This is a genomic window from Candidatus Clavichlamydia salmonicola, assembly GCF_015356765.1.
Lineage (GTDB): Bacteria > Chlamydiota > Chlamydiia > Chlamydiales > Chlamydiaceae > Clavichlamydia > Clavichlamydia salmonicola.
In genome coordinates, this window is sequence record NZ_WTCQ01000001.1 from 199,038 (window position 1) to 221,721 (window position 22,684).

Below are 22,684 nucleotides of genomic sequence, written 5' to 3' on the forward strand. Positions count from 1 at the left end.
TCGACCTAGTCTTGCTAACTTGTACCCTTTTGTAAGACTCGAAATCAATGAAAAATTTTATTAGAAATGAATTATCCTTAAAAAAGAATCTTTCTTGCTAAAAAAACCTTTTCATCTTAAAATTCTGCGTTGCTTTAGTGTTCATGCGGGTGTAACTCAGCGGTAGAGTGTCACGTTGCCAACGTGGAAGTCGTGAGTTCGAATCTCATCACCCGCTTTAGTTTTTTTAGAAGGATATAACACTCCTTCAACGCAAAAAATAAGACACCTTATTCTTTTATGATATGCCTTATTTTTGCCTTCAAATTCATTTCTGTATTATTGAGGCCTTGTGAATCCATCTTTTGTTAACGATGATATTACTGTTGAAATTCAAGAAGAACCTGGCTGTGCTGTCAAAGCTGTAGTTCATTTCTTCCCTTCAAAAACTCTTAAAATTTATGAAAGTTCTCTACAGCAACTTCGTAAAGAAATTTCTTTACCTGGATTTCGCAAGGGCAAAGCGCCAGCAGAAATTATAAAACAACGTTATGAAGAACGTCTAACCAAAGACTGGCATCGGTCTCTGATAGATCATGCTATTAAAGATGGCATTGCTATTACTAATACTCGCTTATTTAATAATGATAGTCTCCAGAAAGTCGAAGTTCTTTCATGTTCAGAATCAGAAGGTGCTCGAATCGCTATAAATTATGAGCGTTTTCCTTCTATTCCAGTCATATCATGGGAAAATATAAAGATACCTGCTCAGGAAGAGATTCATCCTATTTCTGATGATGATATTGCTAAACAAATTGAGCACATTCGTTTCTTTTTTGCTAAATGGGAAAGCCGTAACTCAGACGAAGCTGTCGTTCAAGAAGATGATTATATCATTCTTTCTGCTTCTCTTGCTTCTGCTCATTCTCAAGTAACGCTTTTTGAAAAAAAACGTTTTTCTTTGCAAAGCAATGATCTGGGCTCATCTATTCGTTCTATTCTTATAGGAAAAAAAATTGGTGCTTTAGTAGAAGAAGTTGTCAAAGATCCTGAAATAACATCTTGGGTTCAAGGAGATACTATTACTTTCACAATAAATGATATTGTCACACCTCAACTTCCTGAGCTAGATGATGAATTTTTTAAATCTATCCATGCAGAATCTTTAGAAGATTTACAAAATAAAGTAACCATTCAATTAAAAAATCGATCATCTCTTGATGTAAAAGAAAAAAGATTACAGCAAGTAGAAGAAGCGCTTTGTGCTGCTTATGATTTTGACATCCCTGCTTCTTTTGTTAACAAGCAACCTTTAGAAAAAGTTATTCGTGAACATTTATTAAATCTACGTTTTGTAAATGGTATCTCTGATGAAGAACTTGCTGAAAAAAAACAAACTATTCGCGATGAATTTTCCTTAAAAGCAAATAATAATATGAAATTATTCTTCTTAGCTCAGCAAATTTTCTCTCAAGAAAATCTTGCTATCTCTAAAGAAGAAATGAATGCTGAAATTCAACAGTGTGCTCAGGAAAATATTCAACAAGGTCTTTCAACAAAAGATATGAATACTCAAGAGATTCGAGAATTGATTGCCTTTGCTAAAGAACGTCTTATTTGTAAAAAAGCCTTTGAAATAGCGTTAATAAAAGTAGAGGAGACTCCACAAAATTCTTGACCTGTTCCAAAAATCAGCATAAACTTTGATCCTTTATTAAGCATACCTTTAGGGGATACCTAATTATGGCTTTGGTACCTTATGTAGTAGAAGATACTGGTCGTGGCGAACGTGCCATGGATATTTATTCCCGTCTTTTGAAAGACCGCATTGTTATAATAGGTCAAGAAATTACGGAAGGCTTAGCTAATACAGTTATCGCTCAGTTGCTTTTCTTAATGTCTGAAGACCCAAAAAAAGACATTCAAATTTTTATTAATTCTCCTGGTGGTTATATCACTGCTGGCTTAGCCATCTATGATACAATTCGCTTTTTGGGATGTGATGTGAGCACCTATTGTATTGGACAAGCTGCTTCAATGGGCGCTTTGCTTCTTGCAGCAGGAACTAAAGGTAAACGTTTTGCTTTACCTCATAGTCGCATGATGATTCATCAACCTTCTGGGGGAATCATAGGAACTTCTGCAGATATACAATTACAGGCTGCTGAAATTCTTACCTTAAAAGACCATTTAGCTCATATATTAGCTGAATGTACTGGCCAACCTATTGAAAAAATTAAACTTGACTCAGAACGTGATTTTTTTATGGGCCCTCAACAAGCTATTGAATATGGTCTTATTGATAAATTGGTCGTCTCTGCAAAAGAATCAATTAAAGAAAACAAATAATTGCACATATGAGCAAAAAAAATAATGAAATAGCTACTTGTTCTTTTTGTGGTAAAACAGAAAAAGAAGTAGAAAAACTTGTCTCTGGTCCTTCTGATGTTTATATCTGTGATGGCTGTATTCAATTATGTGCTGGTATTTTGGATAAACCAGTGGTTTTACCTCCTGAGGTAGCGCCTAATACACCTGAATCAAAAGAGCTGACTGTATTTAAACCTGCTGAACTCAAAGAACATATTGATGAATTTGTTGTTGGACAAGATAAAGCAAAAAAAACTATTGCTGTAGCTGTCTATAATCATTACAAACGTATTAGAGCACTCAAAGCTAATAAAGAAGTGTCTTACTCTAAATCTAATGTACTTTTGCTAGGACCAACTGGATCAGGAAAAACTCTAATAGCTAAAACTTTAGCAAAAATTTTAGATGTTCCTTTTACTATTGCTGATGCAACTACATTAACAGAAGCTGGCTATGTTGGAGAAGATGTAGAAAATATTATTCTTCGCCTTCTTCAAGCTGCTGACTATGACGTTGCTTTAGCAGAACGTGGCATTATCTATATCGATGAAATAGATAAAATTGGTCGCACTACTGCAAATGTTTCTATTACAAGAGATGTTTCAGGAGAAGGAGTTCAACAAGCCTTATTAAAAATTATTGAAGGAACAACAGCAAGCGTTCCTCCTAAAGGAGGACGAAAACATCCTCATCAAGAATATATTCGCGTAAGCACTGAAAATATCCTATTTATTGTTGGTGGTGCTTTTGTTCATTTAGATAAAATTATTGCTAAACGCCTTGGAAGAAGTTCTATTGGGTTTTCTGGAGAAGCGGATAAAAATAAACAAAATAATGATATTGTTTTTTTGGATGATAAAAGTTGGCTTTTATCTGAAGTTTCTACTGAAGATCTTGTTACTTTTGGAATGATTCCAGAATTTACTGGTCGATTTAACTGTATTGTTAGCTGTAATGAACTTTCTTTAGATAATTTAGTAGATATTCTTACAAAACCAAAAAATGCAGTTGTAAAACAATATACAGAACTTTTTGCTGAAGAAAATGTCTCTCTTATTGTTGAAGAACCTGCATTATTTGCTATTGCCCAAAAAGCAAAAGAAACTAAAACTGGCGCGCGTGCTTTACGAATGATTCTAGAAAATCTTTTAAGGGATTTAATGTTTGATGTTCCTTCTGATAGTTCAATCACTGAGATCCGCATTGAAGAAAGTACTGTTTTACACAATACTCCTCCTATTGTTATTCGTTCAGGTGCTCAGTAGCAATATTGATATAGGTCCCCTATGACCAACAAAATTGCTTCTGCCAAAGAAGTTATCCATGTGTTAGCTCAACATGGTTTTAAAGCATTTTTTGTAGGAGGATATGTCCGAGATATGCTCTTACATATCCCCTCTATAGATATTGATATTGCTACAGATGCTTCTGTTGAAGAGATTATCAAATTATTTCCAAAAACTCTCTTAATTGGTGCTGCGTTTGGTATTGTTGTTGTTATAATCAATAACTTTTCTTTTGATGTTTCTTCTTTTAGAGAAGATGGCACATATGAAGATGGACGTCATCCTACCTCAATAAAAATGGGGTCTATTATCACTGATAGTTTACGTAGAGATTTTACTATCAATGCACTGTTCTATAACCCTTTTGATAATACAATCATTGATCATGTGCAAGGTCTCACAGATATTAAAAAAAAATTAATTCGTACTGTTGGTCAACCTGTATTACGCTTTGCTGAAGACCGCTTACGAATGGTAAGAGCATGCAGATTTGCCGCTACTTTAAATTTTAAAATTGATAAAGAAACGAATAAAGCCATTTTACATGAACATTCCTTCTTATACCCTTCTGTTTCCAAAGAACGGGTTCATCAAGAATTTACTAAATTAGAACAATCTCCTTATAAATATCGTTTTCTAATGCTGATGTATGCATCAGGTCTTTTACAACAAATTTTTCCTGTATTTAAAAATATTTCTTTTTTTCATTTTAAAAAAGAAGCTCATTATTTAAAAAAATGTGTTAAATATTTACCTTTACCCATTTTTTTGGCCCCTTTATTTAAGATTTTTTCTGCAAATATTTGGCCTGTTGCTTTATTAGATCTTAAAGTATCAAAAAAAGATCATGATTTAGCATTATTATGGAATGAATCTCTTTGTATTCTTTTTCCATTAACTCCATCTGTAGAAAGCATTCATTTTTTCTGTAAACCTGGAGTAAAACATGTTATTGAACTTCACCTTTTACTCCTATCTAGCCTTGAAGAAAAAGAGCAATTTTTACAAAAAATTAATGATTATCAAATTCATTATAAACCTCATATTTTACGTGCTGCAGAAAAAAAATTTCCTTTATCTTCTGATGATTTAATAAAAAAAGGAGTCCTACCAGGAAAAAAAATGGGTAATTTACTAAGAAAAAGTGAAAAAATTGCAATACAATTAAATACTTGTGACAAAATACAAATATTAACTCTTTTAAAAAACGATTTTTGATATTGTTTTTATTTTTATTGACTAAGGTTGCTATAACCCTTAATTCTAATTAATTTCTTTTTATTTATCTTATTCATATTTATGATCTTTTCTTAAAAATAATAGAATAATTGGAATTGCATGTTACATATAGCCATTGTAGGACGCCCAAATGTTGGTAAATCTTCTTTATTTAATCGTCTCTGCCGCTGCTCACTTGCTATAGTTTCTGAAGAAGAAGGCACAACTAGAGATCGTCTTTATGGAGATCTACGCTGTAGAGCTACTACTCAATTAAAATTAATAGATACTGGTGGTATGGATCGTTTTGGTACAGATCCCTTTAAAGATGGTATTATATATCAAATTAGGCAAGCTGTTAAAGAAGCTGATGCTTTGATTTTTGTTACTGATATTAGATGTGGAATTACAGTACAAGATCAAGAAATCGCCAAAGAATTACTTCAAACTGACAAACCTGTAATTGTTGCTGCCAATAAAGCTGAATCTATTCATCACGCTAACCGATCATGTGAATTTTATGGTTTAGGCTTTGAACATGTCATTCCCATTTCAGCAGCACATGGTCTTGGAACTGATAATCTACTAGATACTCTTGAGCAAATGATAGCTCTTCGTAATCCTTCTACTGTTGCTGTAGAAGACCCTCTTCTTAATGATGACTCAGAAAATGAATTTTTAATAGATGCTGAAGATGTGGAAACTCTTGAAGACAATTCCTCAACTACTCCATCGGCGCCTATTAAAGTGGCTTTAATTGGTAGCCCAAATGTAGGTAAATCTACATTAATCAATGCCCTTATTGGCGAAGAACGCTGTTTAGCAACAAATATACCTGGTACCACACGTGATAATTTAGATGTTCCATTTATTTTTGATGATATTGCTTTCACGCTTATTGATACTGCTGGCATACGGAGAAAAAATGTTTTAAAAAGCCCTGCTGATCATATTTCTATTGTACGTTCTGAAAAAGCTATTTCTCGAGCAGATATTTGCTTACTAGTTCTTGATACAACAAAAGGGCTTTCTGAATTTGAAAAAACTATTTTAAATATCATTGAGAAAAGAGGCAAACCTTCACTTATTATCATTAATAAATGGGATCTTAATGAAGGTACTCGCATGGAGCACTACCTTCAAGACCTTCGTGGATTCAATAGTTTCTTATCACATGCACCTACAGTCTTTGTTTCAGCTAAACATCATAAAAATTTACATAAAATTTTTCCTGCTGTTTATGCATTACATCAAAAAGTTCATCATAAAATACCTACACATGGCTTTAATAAACTATTAGAAGAAGCTGTTTGTACTCATTATCCTCCTTTTATTAATCATCGTAGATTACGCATCTATTTTGCTACTCAAACACGTAACTATTCGCCAGTTCAATTTAACCTTTTTGTTAATTCAGCATCTTTACTTACAAAGGATTATGAGAAATATTTAAAAAGAGTTATTAGAGAAAAGTATAACTATTATGGCATCCCTTTTGTTTTAAAAATAAAAGAAAAACCTAAGCAAAATAAAAAAAGTTAATGCTTTTGTAATATTTTATTTTTAATAAAAGCCATCTATTGCTATTAAGTACTGTATTAATTGAAACCATTTAAAAGACCATGGGAGGATGTTATGAGTCTTGATACAAATAGTGAAGATGCAGAACAAATCATTGAAGAAACAACTCTTGCTGATACAGCATCAGAATCAACGATTGAAGAAATAGATATTCTTGATAATGACAGCACTACTGATAGTACTCAAACTAGTGAAGAAACTACTTTAGATGAATATGTCACCACTGGGATTTACACTGAAGAAGGTAATCCTGCTGGTGATATGTTGCTTGTTTTAGGTAAAGATATTCTTGAAACACATGTACGTCAATTTTATCTAGCTGCAAGCAATGCTGTATTTGCACGTATTGAAACAGAAGAATGGACATCGTGGTATGCCATTAAAAGTGATAAACCAACAGAACAAGAAAATTTAGATCTAAATACTCTTTTAGAAACAAATCTTTTTGATCTTACTGGTGTAGAAAAATTTGAAAATCACCCAGAAGGCTTTTCTTCTAGTGAAAATAGCTTACTTTTCTGTGTGCCAGTAACTGAGGATCATTGTTTGCAATTTTTAGTAGCAGATTCTAGATCTTCATTCTGGGTACGTCACTATACTGATACTACATGGGATATTTGGAATCGTTTTGTGTGATTATAACACAAATTTAATCTGAACCAAGATTCATACTAAACGTATGCATAAGATATACGTATGGTATGAATCTTTTTTTTATCAATATTTAATTTTTACAAAAATATTTTTTTCCATTTACTGAGGATGTAAATTATAATCAAGAGTGCCTCCAAAGGAAGTTCCTCGAGAAGATAATAAAGATGGGGATTGATGTGCATTATTTTGGCCTTCTATACCAATATTCAAGCGAATCAAACTTTTAGAAATCTCTTTTCTTAAGTTTTTAGCTAAAAGATTAAATAATAAGAATCCTTCTTTCTTAAATTCAACCAATGGATCTTTTTGCCCAATGGTCCGAAGATTAACCTCTGTTCTCAATAAATCCATATACTCTAAGTGCGCTTGCCATAGTCCATCAATATGGGTAACAAACAATGAGCATAATATATCATTATACACGTCTAATACTGAGACTTCTGCTTGTACCTTGAGTAAGTCTGAAGCTGTGGCTTCGTACTTTTCAGTAAAAAAATCTATTACTGCTTGAGAAGATTTTTTGATCAATAAACTTGGAGTAGAAAAATCTACACTACTCACTTCAATACTTAAGGGAAATATAGCCATAAAATTTTCTTCAAAAAGAGCATTGCCTAAATGAGATTTTGATTTATCAACACTGTCTTCCACAATATCTACACAAGTTTGTCCTAAAATATCACAGGCTTTTTCTACAAGGTTCTTTGAAGCTAGTATTTCATTCCTGAACTCATACATTGATTTTCTTTGATGACTCATTACATCATCATATTCTAGTGTATGTTTTCTAATTGTGTAATTCCGTCCTTCTACTCTTTTTTGAGCTGTTTCTATCAACCTATTTAACATTCTATCAGAAATAGCTGCTCCTTCAGGTGGCCTAAAACGACGAATCAATGCATTCATCTTAGGTGAAGCAAAGAGCCTCATTAATTGGTCTTCAAATGAAAGAAAGAATTTAGCACTACCTGGATCACCCAATCGAGCACATCGACCACGTAATTGCCTATCAATTCTTCTTGATTGATTCCTTGTTGTCCCTATAACGTACAACCCACCTAATACAGCAGTACCTTCTTGCAACTTAATATCAGTACCACGACCAGCCATATTTGTAGCAACTGTGACAGCACCTTTAGCACCTGCTTGAGCAATAATTTCAGCTTCTTGAGCATGATTTTTAGCATTTAAAACTGCATGTGGAATATTAGATCTCTTCAAAATTCGAGAAAGCTTTTCAGAAATTTCTACAGATTCTGTTCCAACTAAAATAGGACGCCCTTTACGGTGCACGTCTTCTATCTCTTTTAAAATTGCTTGGTACTTTTCCCTTTCTGTCATGTAAAATTCATCATTAGAATCAATACGACGACACATTTTATATGTTGGAATTTGTAAAACATGTAATTTATAAATTTCTTTAAATTCAGACGATTCTGTAATAGCTGTTCCTGTCATCCCTGCCAATTTAGTATATAAGCGAAAATAATTTTGCAGAGTGACTGTTGCGTATGTCTGTGTTTCTTTTTGTACTTTTAAGCATTCTTTAGCTTCAATAGCCTGATGTAATCCATCACTAAAACGACGTCCTGGCTGAGGTCGTCCTGTATGTTCATCAATAATAATGATTTTTCCATGCTCAATAATATAATCCACATCTTTCTCCATAAGAAGATGTGCCCTTAACAATTGATGTAAATTATGAGCTCTTTCTTTGCGCTTTATGTCTTCTTCATTTACTTCTAATTTTTTTTGGGTCTTATCTTGTAAAGATAATGAACTATCTTCATCGATATGAAAATAGGCTTCCCCTAAATCAAGCATTATAAAATCATCAACTGATCCTTCTTGTAAACGACTCCATTCCTGAATACCTTTATCAGTAAGTTCAAATTCATTCCCTTTTTCATCCAATACAAAAAATAAAACAGATAAAATACGAGTCTTTTCTTCTTTGTTTTGGTCATTATGATAATAAAGATCCCACTTATCAATAAGGACTCTTATATCTGGATTCTCCCGAGCTTGACGTACTATAGGATTCAATGGCATTCCTTTACTAATAAGCCATAATTTTTGTGTAGCCTCATTAAGCTTTTCTAAAGATTTTTTATCTTTAGGGAGTATCTCTAAATCCCAAAACATCATTATTGTATTTTTGGCTTTCTCTGCCATAGATGTACAAAGCTCTCTTTGAGAGCGTACTAACTGTGCTACATCCTCCTTTAATACATCATACATTTGTGAGCTTTTAGTTGATGGCCCTGAAATAATTAAAGGCGTCCTTGCTTCATCAATCAAAACTGAATCTATTTCATCAATTATAGCAAAATTAAAACCTCGTTGAACTTGCTCATCTTTAGATGTTGCCATTGCATTATCCCGAAGATAGTCAAATCCAAATTCTGAAGCAGTCCCATAGACTACATCTCTTTGATAAATTTCTTTTCTATTAGCCAAAGGAATATCTTGAGTTAAAACTCCTAAAGATAGCCCTAATAATTTTAAAACAGCACCCACCCATTCAGAATCTCTTTGTGCTAAATAATCATTTACAGTAACTAAATGGACAGATTGTCCAGAAAGTGCATTAAGATATAGTGGCATAGAAGCTGTTAATGTCTTTCCTTCTCCTGTTTGCATTTCTGAGATATAGCCCTTATGCATAGCTATAGCTCCTAAAACCTGTACATCATAAGGGATCATATCCCATTTTTGATCATATCCAGAAACAGCTATTTCTCTGCCAACCATAAGACGACAAGCTTGTTTTACTAGCCCATACGCTTCTGGAAGTAGCATATCTAACGTTTCTCCCTGGATGTATCTTTCTTTCAATTCACAAGTTTTATTTTGTAAATCTTTTTCACTGAAAAAAACATATGTTTTTTCCCAATGTGAAACCTTTTCTACAATTTTTCTAAACCGTCGTAAAACACGATCTTGAGAAGAACCAAAACATTTTTTTATTAAACCAAACATGAGCATGCACGCAAATTGCAAAAACATTTTTTCTGTACCCACTCAGCAGAGAAAAAAGTGTCCTAATTGAAAAAGTCAAAGTTTATACAAATCAAAAAAAAAAATCTTCTTAAAGACCATTTCTCATACATGAATATACAAGATAGTAACCTAGGCAGCCAAGGTTTGATCCACTGATGCCTCTCCAAAAATACGCCTTCGTCTCGTTCCTTTCCAAGATATAGGTGGTCTATTGTTTCTAATAGCGTCTCTTTTATCAGAAAATATCCGTTGTTGACAGGCATTAAAAATATCTAATGCAGCATCACTTTTTTCTATTTCCATAATTATTTGCGCCATCTTTAATCCTTCCTCTGGAGACAAAAATCTTGATAATCCTTTAGAAAAAAGTCGTGCTAAAGCTTTATATGCAGCAGTATAATTTTTATACTCTGCTAACAATTTTAAATAAATTGTTTCTGCTTTTTGCCATTTTTTTTGATATTCACAAGCTAGTCCATAATATAACATTACATTAGGGTCTCTAGCACTTTGTGTTTGTAAATTTAATACTGAAGATAAGTATTCTTCAGCAAGAAAGAAGGCTCCTTCCCTTAAAGCGCATAGTCCTGCATGCTTTAAAATAAAAGGAGAAAAGGCTCCTTTGGACAAAGAAGCTTGATAAATTAAAAATGCCTTATGGTAATGACCCTTGTCTTCTGCACATAAACCTAACCCAAATAATCCTGCTGCCATGGATCCAGTTTTTTTCTGTAATAACATTTTAAAAAAATGGGTTGCTTGATCAACATTTCCTAATTTTCTAGATAAATGTCCCAATTTTTCTAAGATTTGCCCTTTTTCTTTTCCACTGTCTAAAGCTTTTTCATACATAATAAAAGATTGGGCCCAATCTTGAAGCTCAAATAATACCTGCCCTAATAGTTCCCATACTTCAGATGATGGTAAAATTTTTGATAACGGCTGTAAAATTGATAAACTTTTATGAAATTGCCCTGAAAATAGTAAAGCTTTTGCATAACTTAATCTATCTCCTTCTTCCCAAATTAAAGAAAAAGCTCTTTCAAATGAAGAAAGGGCTTCTTCTGTATTACCAAAAGATAAAGATGCTAAAGCTTTTTCAAGAGAAAATCGTTTTTCATCAGGAAACAACTCAATGCCTTCATGAACAATATTTAAGGCTGCTGCAAATCGATTAGTATGTCTATACAGATAGGAAAAAAATAATAAAGTTTGGCGGTAATAACGACGATCTTTAGATAATTTTTTAAGAGCATGTTCTGCTTTTTCCCATTGCTCTAAAGAGAAAAAATAACCAACATCTTTTAATAAATCATCTGAAGATCGCAATATGGGTATCTTAGAAAGATGCAACATACGGGATCGAAACTTGAGTCCTAAACAGACAACAAGTCCAAAAAATAATCCAATAAACGAAAAAGACAGGACCAACATGACACAACGTCAATACAAATAACCTAGCATATCCTGACATATCAAAATATGTCTTTAAAATCGAGCTTAATTACTTAGAAATAACCTTTCCTAATGATTGGCCCATGAAACATAGTGTTTCTATTTTTTTCAATGAATTCTCTACAAGATCTTTATCAAAAAAAATAGTGTTTTTTTTAAACAAAGCTACTACAGTTGACCCTCCAAAAGAAAAGTATCCTTTTTCTTCTCCTTTAGAATAAAATTGCCCTGGTTTGTAGGTTTGTTTAATAGACCCTACATTCAAAGCACCTACTTCAATAAACAGCACTTTTCCACACACTTCATTATTAAGCACTGTAATGGCTCGTTTATTCATTGTGAACACTTCAAAATAATTTTTAATAGCCCAGGGGTGAATTGAATGAAGATCTCCTTGAATTAGATAAGATTTTTCTGGAATGCAATCACACATAAAGTGAAATCGATGATAATCCACTGGAGCAAGACGCGCGACTAAAATACTTCCATCTGAAAACTCTTCTGCTAATTTTTCATCTCCTAAAAAATTTTTAAGAGAAAATTTTCTGCCCTTTATTAGCAAATCATCCATCTGACTTCCATCTGGGTAAACTAAAAATCGCCCATCAACAGGTGCTACAAAAAGATCTGCTCCTCCTGGAGCAATTGGACGTTGGCTCTTTTTTAATTTTCGCGTGAAAAAATGATTAAAAGATTTATATTGACTTGGCAATAAAGTACTTTCATTTACATTAATGTCATACTTTTTGACAAATGATGCAATTTTATATCTAGTAAATGGAAGCTTTTGCCAAGTGCCATATAATGAACACAGCCATCGCCAACTAACGCCAGCTAAAACAGCCACTAGATTTGTAGACCACTTTTGGCCATAACAAAAACGCATAGATCGTTCTGAATAAATTTTTTCTATTCTTAACTCTCCAGACAACCTATCTATGTAATATACTGGATAAAATTTTTTTGACACACTATCTCCTACTATTATGCAAAAGAAGAAGATTGAAATTTTCATTGTAACAAGATATAGTCATCTGAAATAAACAACGCTTTTTTTTGTAAATTTTTTCTTTATGGCCTTGTTTTCTCTTCAGGATACTATTGCTGCTCTTGCCACTGCTCCAGGAGAGGGGGGAGTTGCAATAGTACGTATTTCTGGTCCTAATTCCATTAATATAGCAGAAAAAGTATTTTCTGGAATGGTCTCTTCTTTCCCTTCTCATACTGTAAATTTTGGCAAAATTCTACTAGAGGATGGCTCTGTTATTGACTCTGGCCTACTTTTAGTAATGAAAAACCCTAATTCCTATACAGGAGAAGATATTGTAGAAATTCAATGTCATGGAGGACACTTTACTTCTCATAATATTTTAAATCATTTATTTAAGCTAGGCGTTCGTCAAGCAAGCCCAGGAGAATTTACTTTCCGTGCATTTATAAATGGAAAAATGGATTTATCTCAAGCAGAAGCAGTTCAACAACTCGTTTGCGCAAAAAATTCTCTCGCTGCAAAATTTGCGCATCGCCAATTAGAAGGCTCTCTTTCAAAAAAAATTCTATTTTTTCAAAAGAACATTACATCTATTTTAGTGATATCTGAAGCATTTTTAGATTTTCCTGAAGATGACATTGATTTTCATGCTCTAAAAGATGCTAAAAATCAATTAAATGAAATTATTACATCCATAAAAGAGTTATTAGGAACCTTTGATACCACTCGGAAAATTTCACAAGGCTTTATAGTTGGGATTATTGGCGCCCCTAATGTTGGGAAATCTTCACTCATGAACACTTTACTGGAAAAAAACCGTGCTATTGTTACTCCAATAGCTGGGACAACTAGAGATACTATTGAAGAAGAATTTCTTTTAGAAGGGCGTTTATTAAAATTAACTGATACTGCTGGCATAAGAGAAATAAGGGATCCCATTGAAGAAGAAGGTATCCAACGATCAAAACAAGTGGAACAAGAAGCTGATATTATTCTTTGGGTTGTTGATGCATCTCAACAAGAATTAACAAATTCTGAAAAAATACTTTTTCATTCTTTAGATCAGAAAAAAACTTTATTACTAATGAATAAATCTGATTTATTAGATACACCTACAACAAACCCTGCTCAATCTTGGACTGGAAAACAACTTTCTACGTCTACGTTGACTAAAAATGGGCTTAGTGGTCTTAAGCAAGAGATCGCCAATTTTGTAAATATTGCCCTTCATCAACACCAAAACCATACAGCTTGCTTAGTTTCTCATCGCCATTTCTTAGCCCTTACAGATGCTCTTATTCATTTAGAAAAAGCTTATAAAGAAATTAATCATGGCGCTTTTGAAATTACTGCTGCTGACTTACGTTGTGCCTTAGCTGAAACAGGAAAAATTATTGGTACAGATGTTACAGAAACTATTCTTTCTGAAATTTTTAGTCGTTTTTGCATAGGCAAATAAATGCGCTTCAAGCAAAAAATAAAATTTATTTCCCAAACGCTTGATAAATTTTTCCCCTACCCTCCTATTCCCCTACAACATCAAGATCCTTACACACTATTAATAGCTGTCCTTCTTTCTGGTCATTCTACTGATGCAACGACCAATAAAGTTACTCCTGCCTTATTTGCTATTGCTAATACTCCTGAAAAAATGGCCTCTCTTTCCCAAAGTTCCATTCAAGATATCATTCGTCCCTGTGGTTTATCAGAAAGAAAATCTTTTTTTATTCATGCTCTATCTGTAGATTTGGCTACTATTTATCAAAGTAAAGTGCCTTCTTCACTAAAGGAACTCACCAGCCTTCCAGGCGTTGGACAAAAAACAGCTGAAGTGGTCAGAGCCCAAGCATTTCAAATTCCAGCATTTCCTGTAGATACGCATATTCTAAGGCTAGCTCATCGATGGACACTTTCTGAAAAAAAAACTCCTTCGGCAGTGTCTGCTGATTTATGCCTTTTATTTCCTAAAAGACATTGGATCAAGTTACATTTACAATTTATTTATTTTGCCCGTAAATTTTGTCCTGCACGTTTTCATAATCCCTTAAAATGCCCTATTTGCAAGCAATTATAAGAATGTTTATTTTTAATAAAGTTGTCAGCTTGCATTGGTTGATCAGCCGCTTTCAAATTTACTTTTTTATAAAAAATTTCTTAATCATGATTTTTTTGATCAATTCTGCCCTTTTCTTGTATCTTTTTGCTTTTCTTTATTAAAATGTGATGTAAATATCTGTAATAATGCTTTCTATGATCAATATTTTGTATAAGATCAAAAACTTTGCCTACGTAAAAACCTGTTTTTATAGTACATTATGAATATCTTTAAGCTTTTAAATTATTTGTATAACTGCTATTTACAAAATTTAACCTCACTGCATTTTTTGCAAAATGCTCCTAAAAAAATTGATTTATTGATCAATGAAACACTTTCGACTAAACTGAAGTTTGTTTTTCTGCTTTCCTTGAAAAAACCAGACAAATAACCACAAAATTAAACTTGGAACAAGCCTCTTTATTTCCTTACATTTATGAATTTATCCTCTAATTGGCTTACAGATTATGATTTCTGTGTTCTTTCCCTATCTTATCTGGTAGCAGATTTAGATTTTTCTGGCCCTACCTATCAAATTAAAATAAAAAGTAAAGACGAAGCAAATGTGGAAGCAAATGCGCAAGAATTTTGGTGTTTTCTTCAACTTGATAATCAGCGCAACTTAAAAGATGCATTCTGTGGTTGCGTATCATGTGATAGTGGCTGCCAACATTTAGCCATGGCTTATTTTACAATTTTTCAAGAAAACAATATTCCTTTGCATGAAATATTTGAAAAATCTTTTTGGAACCAAATTTTTCATTCCATCGCTAAATTAAATAATTTTCAACAACATCCCTCTATTTTTTCTAATTCTTATATTTTCACGAATGATTTAATGGAATTTTCATTAACCAACCTTAATGATTCCCAATTATCAATTCTTACCTCTCTTGATTCAAAGGAAGCTGAAACACCTGAAAATTCCATTAAATTTTGTGCTTGTTCAGAACAATGTTTAGCAGATTGGCATAATGGCATCACTGATGAATCTTTAGCTTACACCCTTTCTCGTTGGCAAGATCTTGCTAAAATGTTTTTTTTACGAGAACTTCCATCCCCAAATCTTTCTGAATTTACTGTTTCTGAATCTGCCTCTAATAATATTGAAATTCATGCAACTCAAGATCCACTAAAGATCCACTGGTGTTTTAAAGATATCAGTGCGTGTGAGCCTTTATTAAATTTTATCCCTTTAATGAACTCGTCTTTAATTGTTAAAGAGATTTCTCCTGAAATTATTGCTGCTAGTTTTAATACTAAAGATCAAATTCTTTCTTTAATAAATCATCCTTCTCCTCTTTATAATCAACACCCCCCACTTAATAATCATTCCAAATGGTCTTACCTTTCTGGAAAAGGATTTTATAAAATCCCACCAGAGCATGAGCATATCGCAAAAGAAGAACTGTTAGAGACATTAAAAAAATATCAAAGAAACATTGAACCCTTCATTCCTATATGTACTGCTTCTATTTCTTATACTGCTGTCTTTGACACTCAAGGCAACTGGCATTTTTCTCCTTATCTTTTTACCCCAAATGATTTAGAAAATAATAATACTATCATTGCTCCTGGAATAGCTTTTATTAAAGAAAGAGGTTTTATATTTACACAAAGTCTTTTTCCCCAAGATACTGCTTTTACAGTAATGCAAGAAAAAGTAGCTGCTTTTATTGAAAAACACTCTGATGCACTTAATACCATTCCTGGATTTCGAGTTTTTGAAGAAGCAGATGCCATTCAAAATTTAGATTTTTTCTTATCAGAAAATCATACTTTATATTTTCAAGAGCGGACATTAAGTCATAATCCTCAATTATTTTTACATTTTGGTCATTGGGTTTATCAACCAAACAAAGGATTTTTTAAAAATTATGTTCGTCCAGAACATTTTTTTAAAGAAACTGAAATTCCTTCTACTAAAATCAGTTCTTTTATTGATACACATATAGATATTTTAAAACAGTTTCCTCATTTTTTTATTAATCAGCCTATTTTAAAAGAAGTTTATCTTCACATAAAGCCTCAGCGTGATCAGGCCCTGCTTATTACTCCACACTTTTCATTAACTTCTGAATTTGAATCCAGCGCAATATTATTTTTTGGCAAATATATATATCTAAATAATCAAGGATTTGCCCCTATCCCTGCTGGAATGAACCTTCCAGAAAGATATCGCACTCCTTATAGAATAGAAGCTGACAAAGTAAAACCTTTTCTAATATCGGAAATTCAACACCTAAAACCATTTATTAAAGATCATCCTATTGAGCTTCGAGTACCTTCTTCTATCTGGTTTGAGATTAAAAGGCTTACGCGTAATAATTCTGGTTCATTAATTGCCATTATAGATCTATGTTCAGAGCTAGGAAGGGTTCCATTTAAATCATTAATTCAATCGTTACATCAAAAAACTTTTTCTGTTTTTTCTCCTGCAGGGTATCTTAATTCGCATAATGATTTTTTTCATTTTCTAAGCCTCCTTTCTTTACACCCAGATTTACATTCTGAAAATACAGTCGCTTTATCTGTCATTGAGTACCTAAAATTAGATGCTATAGCTCCTATTAAACCTGCCTTTGAAGTAGGAGATTCCTTATCCGAAGAGCTTTTAGTCCAATTAAAAGAGTTTTGTGTTCCTCGTCCTCCTGCAAGCTTTGATAAAAACCACCCATTACGTCCTTATCAAAATAATGGGCTCCTTTGGCTATGGTTTTTATATCATAATAATCTATCAGGATTACTCTGTGATGAAATGGGTCTAGGAAAAACCCATCAAGCCATTGCCTTAATTGGAACAGTCTCTACTACTGTTACAAAAGATATATTATTTTTGGTCATTGCTCCTACAGGAGTTTTAGGGCATTGGGAAGATCGCTTAACTACTTATCTTCCACATTTAGATCGTTACTTATTCCACAAAGATAAAAAATTAGAATCTTTGCCTAAAAAGGGAATTATTCTTACTTCTTATGGAACATTTCGTCGGCACGCTGCTATTTTTAAACCTAGTGAATTTGAAGTTGTTGTATTTGATGAAATTCAAATGGCAAAAAATGCTGATAGTAAGCTTCACAAACAACTTAAAAATATTACTGCTAAAATGAGGTTAGGACTCACTGGAACACCTATTGAAAATAATCTTCATGAATTAAAAGCATTATTTGATATTATCTTACCTGGATATATGCCTCCTTCTTCGCTTTATAAACAATTATTTGTTCATCCTATTGAGAAGAAACATAACTCAGAAAGCATGGCTCAATTAAATAAGTTTATTGCGCCTTTTATTTTGCGTAGAACTAAAAAAGACGTTCTTCCTGACTTACCTGCAAAAACTGAAATGAAAATGTTCTGTGAACTTTCTCCTGAACAAAATGAACTTTATTTTAATTTATTACGCAAAGAACAAAATCTTGTTGAACATCTTCAAAATTTGGATAAAAAAGTAGAATATATTCATATATTTACAGTAATTAACCATTTAAAACAGATTTGTAATCATCCAGCTGTTTATAAAAAAACTCCTGACAACTATAAAAATCACGCATCTGGAAAATGGGAATTATTTACAACTATTTTAGAAGAGGCTTTAGCTAATAACTCCAAAGTCGTTATATTTTCTCAATACCTTCTCATGCTCAATATTATCAAAAATTATCTGCATGAAAAAAATATTGAATTCGCTCATATTCGTGGAAGCACAGTAGATCGTTCTCAACAAATCAAAGCTTTTCAAGAGCGACCAAGCTGTCGAGTTTTTGTTGCTTCTCTTTTAGCTGCTGGTGTTGGAATTGACCTAACAGCTGGCAGTACTGTCATTATGTATGATCGTTGGTGGAATCCTTCAAAAGAAAATCAAGCTATTGATCGAGTTCATCGTATTGGCCAAACAGAACCAGTAATGATTTATAAATTAATTACAAAAAATACATTAGAAGAAAAAATTGATAAAATTATTTCTTCCAAAGAAGCTCTTATCCGTACTGTAATCCCCCAACAAGACCAACATTTACTTCGTACATTAAAACGAGAAGATTTATTAGAAATACTTTCTTATAAAGAATTATCTGAAGATGGACCATCTTCTTCTTTTTCTCCATATAACCTATAGCCTAAATAAAGCATAGCTGCGCTCAGTGGTACATAATACCACAAAGCATGTACATTCCATCGCAAAACTAACTCATGTTCATGGGAAAATAGCAGCATAAAAATAGAAAATACAAAAAACCCAGCTCCTATAAAAATAAGAGCTACAGATAACCCTTTTGATAATAAACTTTCTTTTTGTATTTTTTGAATTTCTTCTGTATCTGATTCTATGATGTTTTTTTTAAACGCTTTTTTTTGCTCTAAAGACTGGAATAAAGGAGCGCTTTTAGGAAAAAGAAACCCTTTCTCTTCAGCTAATCTCACATCATTTGGTCCAAAAATAGGTGCATCATCATCAATCATTGAAGGGTCTTTCAAAAAAACTCCACAATATGGACAAGAAGATAGCAGTATAGAAACGTACCCATCACAATTCCAACATAGCTGCTTTTCGTTTGTTTTATTCACCAAAAGAACCACCTTTTATTGCATCTATCTAATTTGATTAAGCTTAACCACCCTAAAGCTCTTGCTTTAGAAATTTTCAATAAACCTTTAGATCATTCGCATCTTACAACGATAGAATCAGAGATCTCAAGGAAAAAATAGCAAGGAAAAATATCTTGTTTTCCTGTAATGTAGCACTGTGACTACTTAGTGATCTCTGCTGTTTAGCTTATGAATTTTTTAATGTTAGGTTTGTTTTATGGAAAAAAAATTATTTGATTGCGCTGTCATTGGCAGTGGACCTGGTGGATATGTTGCTGCCATCCGAGCCGCCCATCATAACTTAAAAACAGTCCTTATAGAAGACACTTTTCCTGGTGGAACATGTTTAAATCGTGGATGTATACCTTCAAAAGCACTTATTGCTGGAGCTGATATATTAAGAAAAGTACGTAAAGCAGGTGCCCTTGGTATTAAAGTGGAAGGTATTTCTATAGATTACTCTGCCATGAATGCACATAAAAATCGTGTAGTATCTCAAACTCGAGCAGGTCTTGAAGGTCTTATTAAACAAAATCGTATTACTTTATTAAAAGGCCGTGGAAAATTAATCTCTTCAACAGAAATTGCAATCATAGGTCAAGATGAGTGTAATCTATTCGCTAAATCTATCATATTAGCAACTGGATCAGAGCCATTAGCTTTACCTGGCATGCCTTTTGGACCACGATTAATCAGCTCAACTGAACTTCTTGAACTAACGGTTCTTCCAGAAAGCCTCATTATTATTGGTGGTGGAGTTATTGGTTGTGAGATCGCTTCTCTTTACGCAACATTAGGAGTAAAAGTTACCATAATTGAAATGAGGGAGCGCTTGCTTGCCGCTGCTTCTATATCCATATCTACTAATCTCGAAGCTGCTTTTAAAAAAGAAAATATATCTATATTTACAAGTACTCGTATTGTTTCTGTTAAAGAAGATGTTTCGCATATAACTGTTACTCTTGATGATGGAACAGAATTAACTAGTGAGCTTGCTCTTAGCGCTGCTGGTCGCCGCTTCAACACTGAAGATATTGGTCTTGAGGATGTTGGCGTTATAACAACTCCTCAAAAAGCAATCCCCGTATCTGCAACTATGCAAACAAATATTCCTAATATTTACGCAGTGGGTGACATTACAGGACAATGGCTGCTTGCTCATACAGCTTCTCATCAAGGTTTAATTGCTGCTGACCATATCGCTGGAAAACCTTCTGCCTCTCAAGGACATGCAACTCCTGTCGTATTCTTCACTAACCCTGAAATTGCTTCTGTTGGTTACACTGAAGAAGAAGCTGTAGCTGCAGGATTCGTTGCTAAAACAGCCACATTCCATTTTAGTGCATTAGGAAAATCCCGAGCTCTTTTTGATGATAACAATGGATTTGTAGAAATTGTATGGGAAATAGGATCTGAAAGAATCTTAGGTGGGCAGGCTATTGGCATGCAAGCATCTAACCTTATTGGAGAAATTGCTGTCGCTGTATACAACGAACTAACTCTTCCTTGCATCTATGATACCATTCACCCACATCCAACTTTAAGCGAAGCATGGGTAGAAGTTTGTTTAATAGCTGCAGGAAAAGGTGTTCACGCTCTTCCAACGCCTAGTAAGTAGATATGAGCAGTGTAGACAAGACATCTCCTTCTTCCAATAAACCCAGTGAAGAAAGTACTACAAGCAAAGCTTCTCTATTTCCTAAATGGCTTAGAAGAAAATTACCTACTGGTCGTTCCCTTGGACAAACCACTGGTGAAGTTCGTGAACAAAAATTATTTACAGTTTGTGAAGAAGCATTTTGCCCTAACCAAACTGAATGCTGGTCTCGAAATACTGCCACATTTTTAGCTTTAGGAAAGTATTGTTCTCGGAAATGTGGATTTTGTAATATTTCCTTTGCAAAAAATCCTCCTCCTCTTGAAGAAGATGAACCTGAGCGGATTGCTGAAGCTGTAATTCGATTAAAATTAAAGCATGTTGTTATTACAATGGTAGCAAGAGATGATTTAGCAGATGGAGGCGCAGAACAACTTGTTAAAATTATGGCTACTATTCGCAAGAAAATGCCCTCTACCTCTATAGAAATTTTTCCTTCTGATTTAGCTGGTAATGTTGAAGCTCTTGATTTAATACTTTCTGCTAATCCAAATATTTTTAATCATAATCTTGAAACTGTAAGAAGACTTACTCCTTTTGTACGGCATAAAGCAACGTATGATAGATCCCTATCTATGCTCAAACATGTTCATCTAACTCGCCCAGATATTTTAATCAAATCAGGCATTATGGTAGGGCTAGGAGAAAGCCCTGAAGAAGTTCAAGAAGTTCTTCATGATCTTTTGCATATCGGCTGTCAGGTTGTAACAATTGGTCAATATCTGCAACCCAATAGATTAAAAGTAAAAGTTCGGCAATTTATAGATCCTGAACGATTTGACACTTACGCTGAATATGGAAAAACATTAGGGTTACTTGTTTATGCAGGCCCTTTTATCCGTTCTAGCTATAATGCTGATAAAATTTTTGAATTAATTCAAGCTACTGTTGTATGAGTAATAATCCTTTGATAAACGTTTTTGATAGATTCGATCTTACTGATGAAGAAGATATTGATATTCTTCTCTTTCGAGATGCCCATTTCAATGGGGATTTTGACCTAATGATCAAGTATTTAGAAGATAATGATGTATGCGATTTTAGAAATGAACGTATAGAATATTTACAAAAAGTAGAAATTTCTTTAGGCCATGATCTTGCACCTCTTTTACTAAGTACAGAAGCCGCTGAACAAGTTGCTAAATCTCGCCAAAGCTATATCCAATTACGTACTGTTTATGAAGATCCTTTATTAGAAAATTCTATAACACGATTAATTGCAGATCTTATATTAAGTGAAGCAAATGAATTAAATAATGCTATGGATGCTTTAATTATTTATGGAAATAATGCTACTTCATCTTTAATTAAACTTATTCAGGATGATCGTTTCTATAGTCCATTTTTTCCTGGATATGGAAAAGCCCCTGTAAATGCTATTATTTGCCTTGGAAAAATAGCAGATCCTTCTTCTATCCCTTATCTCTTTAGTCTTTATGGAAAAATAGAAGAAGAAGCAAGTATTACTAATGCACTTTATGAAATTGGTGATTCTTCTAAACAATTTCTTTTAAAAATCTTGTCGAATCGTCCTATCGCTCAAGATACTACACATGCAGCCCTTGCTTTAGCTGCATTTGCAGAAGATAAAGAGGTCATTTCAGCAGTTTTTTCAGAAATTTCTCTGCTTATTCATTCTAAAGATTGCATGTTACTTTCTTACTTAAGTAATATCTGCTGTGATACTGATAATATGGTACAAAGGTCTTTTTTTAAAAAAGAAATAGTTCCAAAATTACCAGAAAAAATTCGTAATACTTTTACTATAATTGTTCGTAATTGGCACTAATGTTGCCTTTTGTTATGGT

At 33.2% G+C, this 22,684-nt stretch carries 15 protein-coding genes, 1 tRNA gene and 1 pseudogene; 13 read left to right on the top strand and 4 right to left on the bottom strand.

Annotated elements, in window-relative coordinates; all coding sequences use genetic code 11:
* Positions 1–145: 145 nt before the first annotated feature.
* The 7 genes from CLAVI_RS00845 to CLAVI_RS00875 all read left to right on the top strand — a co-directional run bounded on the left by CLAVI_RS00845 (position 146) and on the right by CLAVI_RS00875 (position 7,070).
* Positions 146–217 (top strand) — tRNA-Gly (locus CLAVI_RS00845).
* 114 nt (positions 218–331) lie between these two features.
* Positions 332–1,657 carry a trigger factor gene (gene tig / locus CLAVI_RS00850; protein WP_194843691.1) on the top strand — a complete coding sequence of 442 codons (1,326 nt, stop codon included), beginning with the start codon at positions 332–334 and terminating at the stop codon, positions 1,655–1,657.
* 65 nt (positions 1,658–1,722) lie between these two features.
* The gene (locus CLAVI_RS00855) at positions 1,723–2,328 is read left to right on the top strand and encodes an ATP-dependent Clp protease proteolytic subunit (protein ID WP_194843692.1); all 606 of its coding nucleotides are present in this window, start codon (positions 1,723–1,725) and stop codon (positions 2,326–2,328) included.
* Between the two features lie 8 nt (positions 2,329–2,336).
* Positions 2,337–3,614, top strand: coding sequence for an ATP-dependent Clp protease ATP-binding subunit ClpX (gene clpX / locus CLAVI_RS00860; RefSeq protein WP_194843693.1), 1,278 nt, complete (start codon positions 2,337–2,339; stop codon positions 3,612–3,614).
* 21 nt (positions 3,615–3,635) lie between these two features.
* Positions 3,636–4,853, top strand: a complete 1,218-nt coding sequence (locus CLAVI_RS00865) for a CCA tRNA nucleotidyltransferase (protein WP_194843694.1) — start codon at positions 3,636–3,638, stop codon at positions 4,851–4,853.
* Positions 4,854–4,973: 120 nt separating this feature from the next.
* Entirely contained in the window at positions 4,974–6,395 is a 1,422-nt protein-coding gene (gene der / locus CLAVI_RS00870) for a ribosome biogenesis GTPase Der (protein WP_194843695.1), read from the top strand.
* 93 nt (positions 6,396–6,488) lie between these two features.
* Complete coding sequence (locus CLAVI_RS00875) at positions 6,489–7,070, top strand: hypothetical protein (RefSeq protein WP_194843696.1); 582 nt, start codon at positions 6,489–6,491, stop codon at positions 7,068–7,070.
* A gap of 213 nt (positions 7,071–7,283) precedes the next feature.
* On the opposite strand, the pseudogene secA reads toward CLAVI_RS00875, so the two are convergent.
* From secA to CLAVI_RS00890, 3 genes and pseudogenes are all read right to left on the bottom strand, one after another.
* A pseudogene (gene secA / locus CLAVI_RS00880) lies at positions 7,284–10,070 on the bottom strand (preprotein translocase subunit SecA); the annotation flags it as partial.
* 150 nt (positions 10,071–10,220) lie between these two features.
* A complete protein-coding gene (locus CLAVI_RS00885; protein ID WP_194843697.1) occupies positions 10,221–11,525 on the bottom strand; it encodes a tetratricopeptide repeat protein in 1,305 nt (434 codons plus the stop codon).
* A gap of 70 nt (positions 11,526–11,595) precedes the next feature.
* Positions 11,596–12,516 carry a phosphatidylserine decarboxylase gene (locus CLAVI_RS00890; protein WP_228547626.1) on the bottom strand — a complete coding sequence of 307 codons (921 nt, stop codon included), beginning with the start codon at positions 12,514–12,516 and terminating at the stop codon, positions 11,596–11,598.
* Positions 12,517–12,619: 103 nt separating this feature from the next.
* Here CLAVI_RS00890 and mnmE point away from each other — a divergent pair, with 103 nt between their 5' ends.
* From mnmE to CLAVI_RS00905, 3 genes are all read left to right on the top strand, one after another.
* Positions 12,620–13,996, top strand: coding sequence for a tRNA uridine-5-carboxymethylaminomethyl(34) synthesis GTPase MnmE (mnmE, locus tag CLAVI_RS00895; RefSeq protein WP_194843699.1), 1,377 nt, complete (start codon positions 12,620–12,622; stop codon positions 13,994–13,996).
* Positions 13,997–14,611 (top strand): endonuclease III domain-containing protein, encoded by a 615-nt coding sequence (locus tag CLAVI_RS00900; protein WP_194843700.1) that lies wholly within the window; start codon positions 13,997–13,999, stop codon positions 14,609–14,611.
* A gap of 457 nt (positions 14,612–15,068) precedes the next feature.
* A complete protein-coding gene (locus tag CLAVI_RS00905) occupies positions 15,069–18,749 on the top strand; it encodes a DEAD/DEAH box helicase (RefSeq protein ID WP_194843701.1) in 3,681 nt (1,226 codons plus the stop codon).
* Here the strand turns inward: CLAVI_RS00905 and CLAVI_RS00910 are convergent.
* Positions 18,692–19,198 carry a hypothetical protein gene (locus tag CLAVI_RS00910; protein WP_194843702.1) on the bottom strand — a complete coding sequence of 169 codons (507 nt, stop codon included), beginning with the start codon at positions 19,196–19,198 and terminating at the stop codon, positions 18,692–18,694. The two genes, CLAVI_RS00905 and CLAVI_RS00910, sit on opposite strands and share 58 nt — an antisense overlap.
* A gap of 238 nt (positions 19,199–19,436) precedes the next feature.
* Here CLAVI_RS00910 and lpdA point away from each other — a divergent pair, with 238 nt between their 5' ends.
* The 3 genes from lpdA to CLAVI_RS00925 are packed head-to-tail and all read left to right on the top strand — an operon-like array spanning position 19,437 to position 22,665.
* Complete coding sequence (lpdA, locus tag CLAVI_RS00915) at positions 19,437–20,837, top strand: dihydrolipoyl dehydrogenase (protein WP_194843703.1); 1,401 nt, start codon at positions 19,437–19,439, stop codon at positions 20,835–20,837.
* 2 nt (positions 20,838–20,839) lie between these two features.
* Positions 20,840–21,772, top strand: a complete 933-nt coding sequence (lipA, locus tag CLAVI_RS00920; RefSeq protein WP_194843704.1) for a lipoyl synthase — start codon at positions 20,840–20,842, stop codon at positions 21,770–21,772.
* On the top strand, positions 21,769–22,665 hold the full coding sequence (locus tag CLAVI_RS00925; RefSeq protein WP_194843705.1) for a hypothetical protein: 897 nt from the start codon (positions 21,769–21,771) through the stop codon (positions 22,663–22,665). The genes lipA and CLAVI_RS00925 overlap by 4 nt, the downstream gene beginning before the upstream one ends.
* Positions 22,666–22,684: the final 19 nt, after the last annotated feature.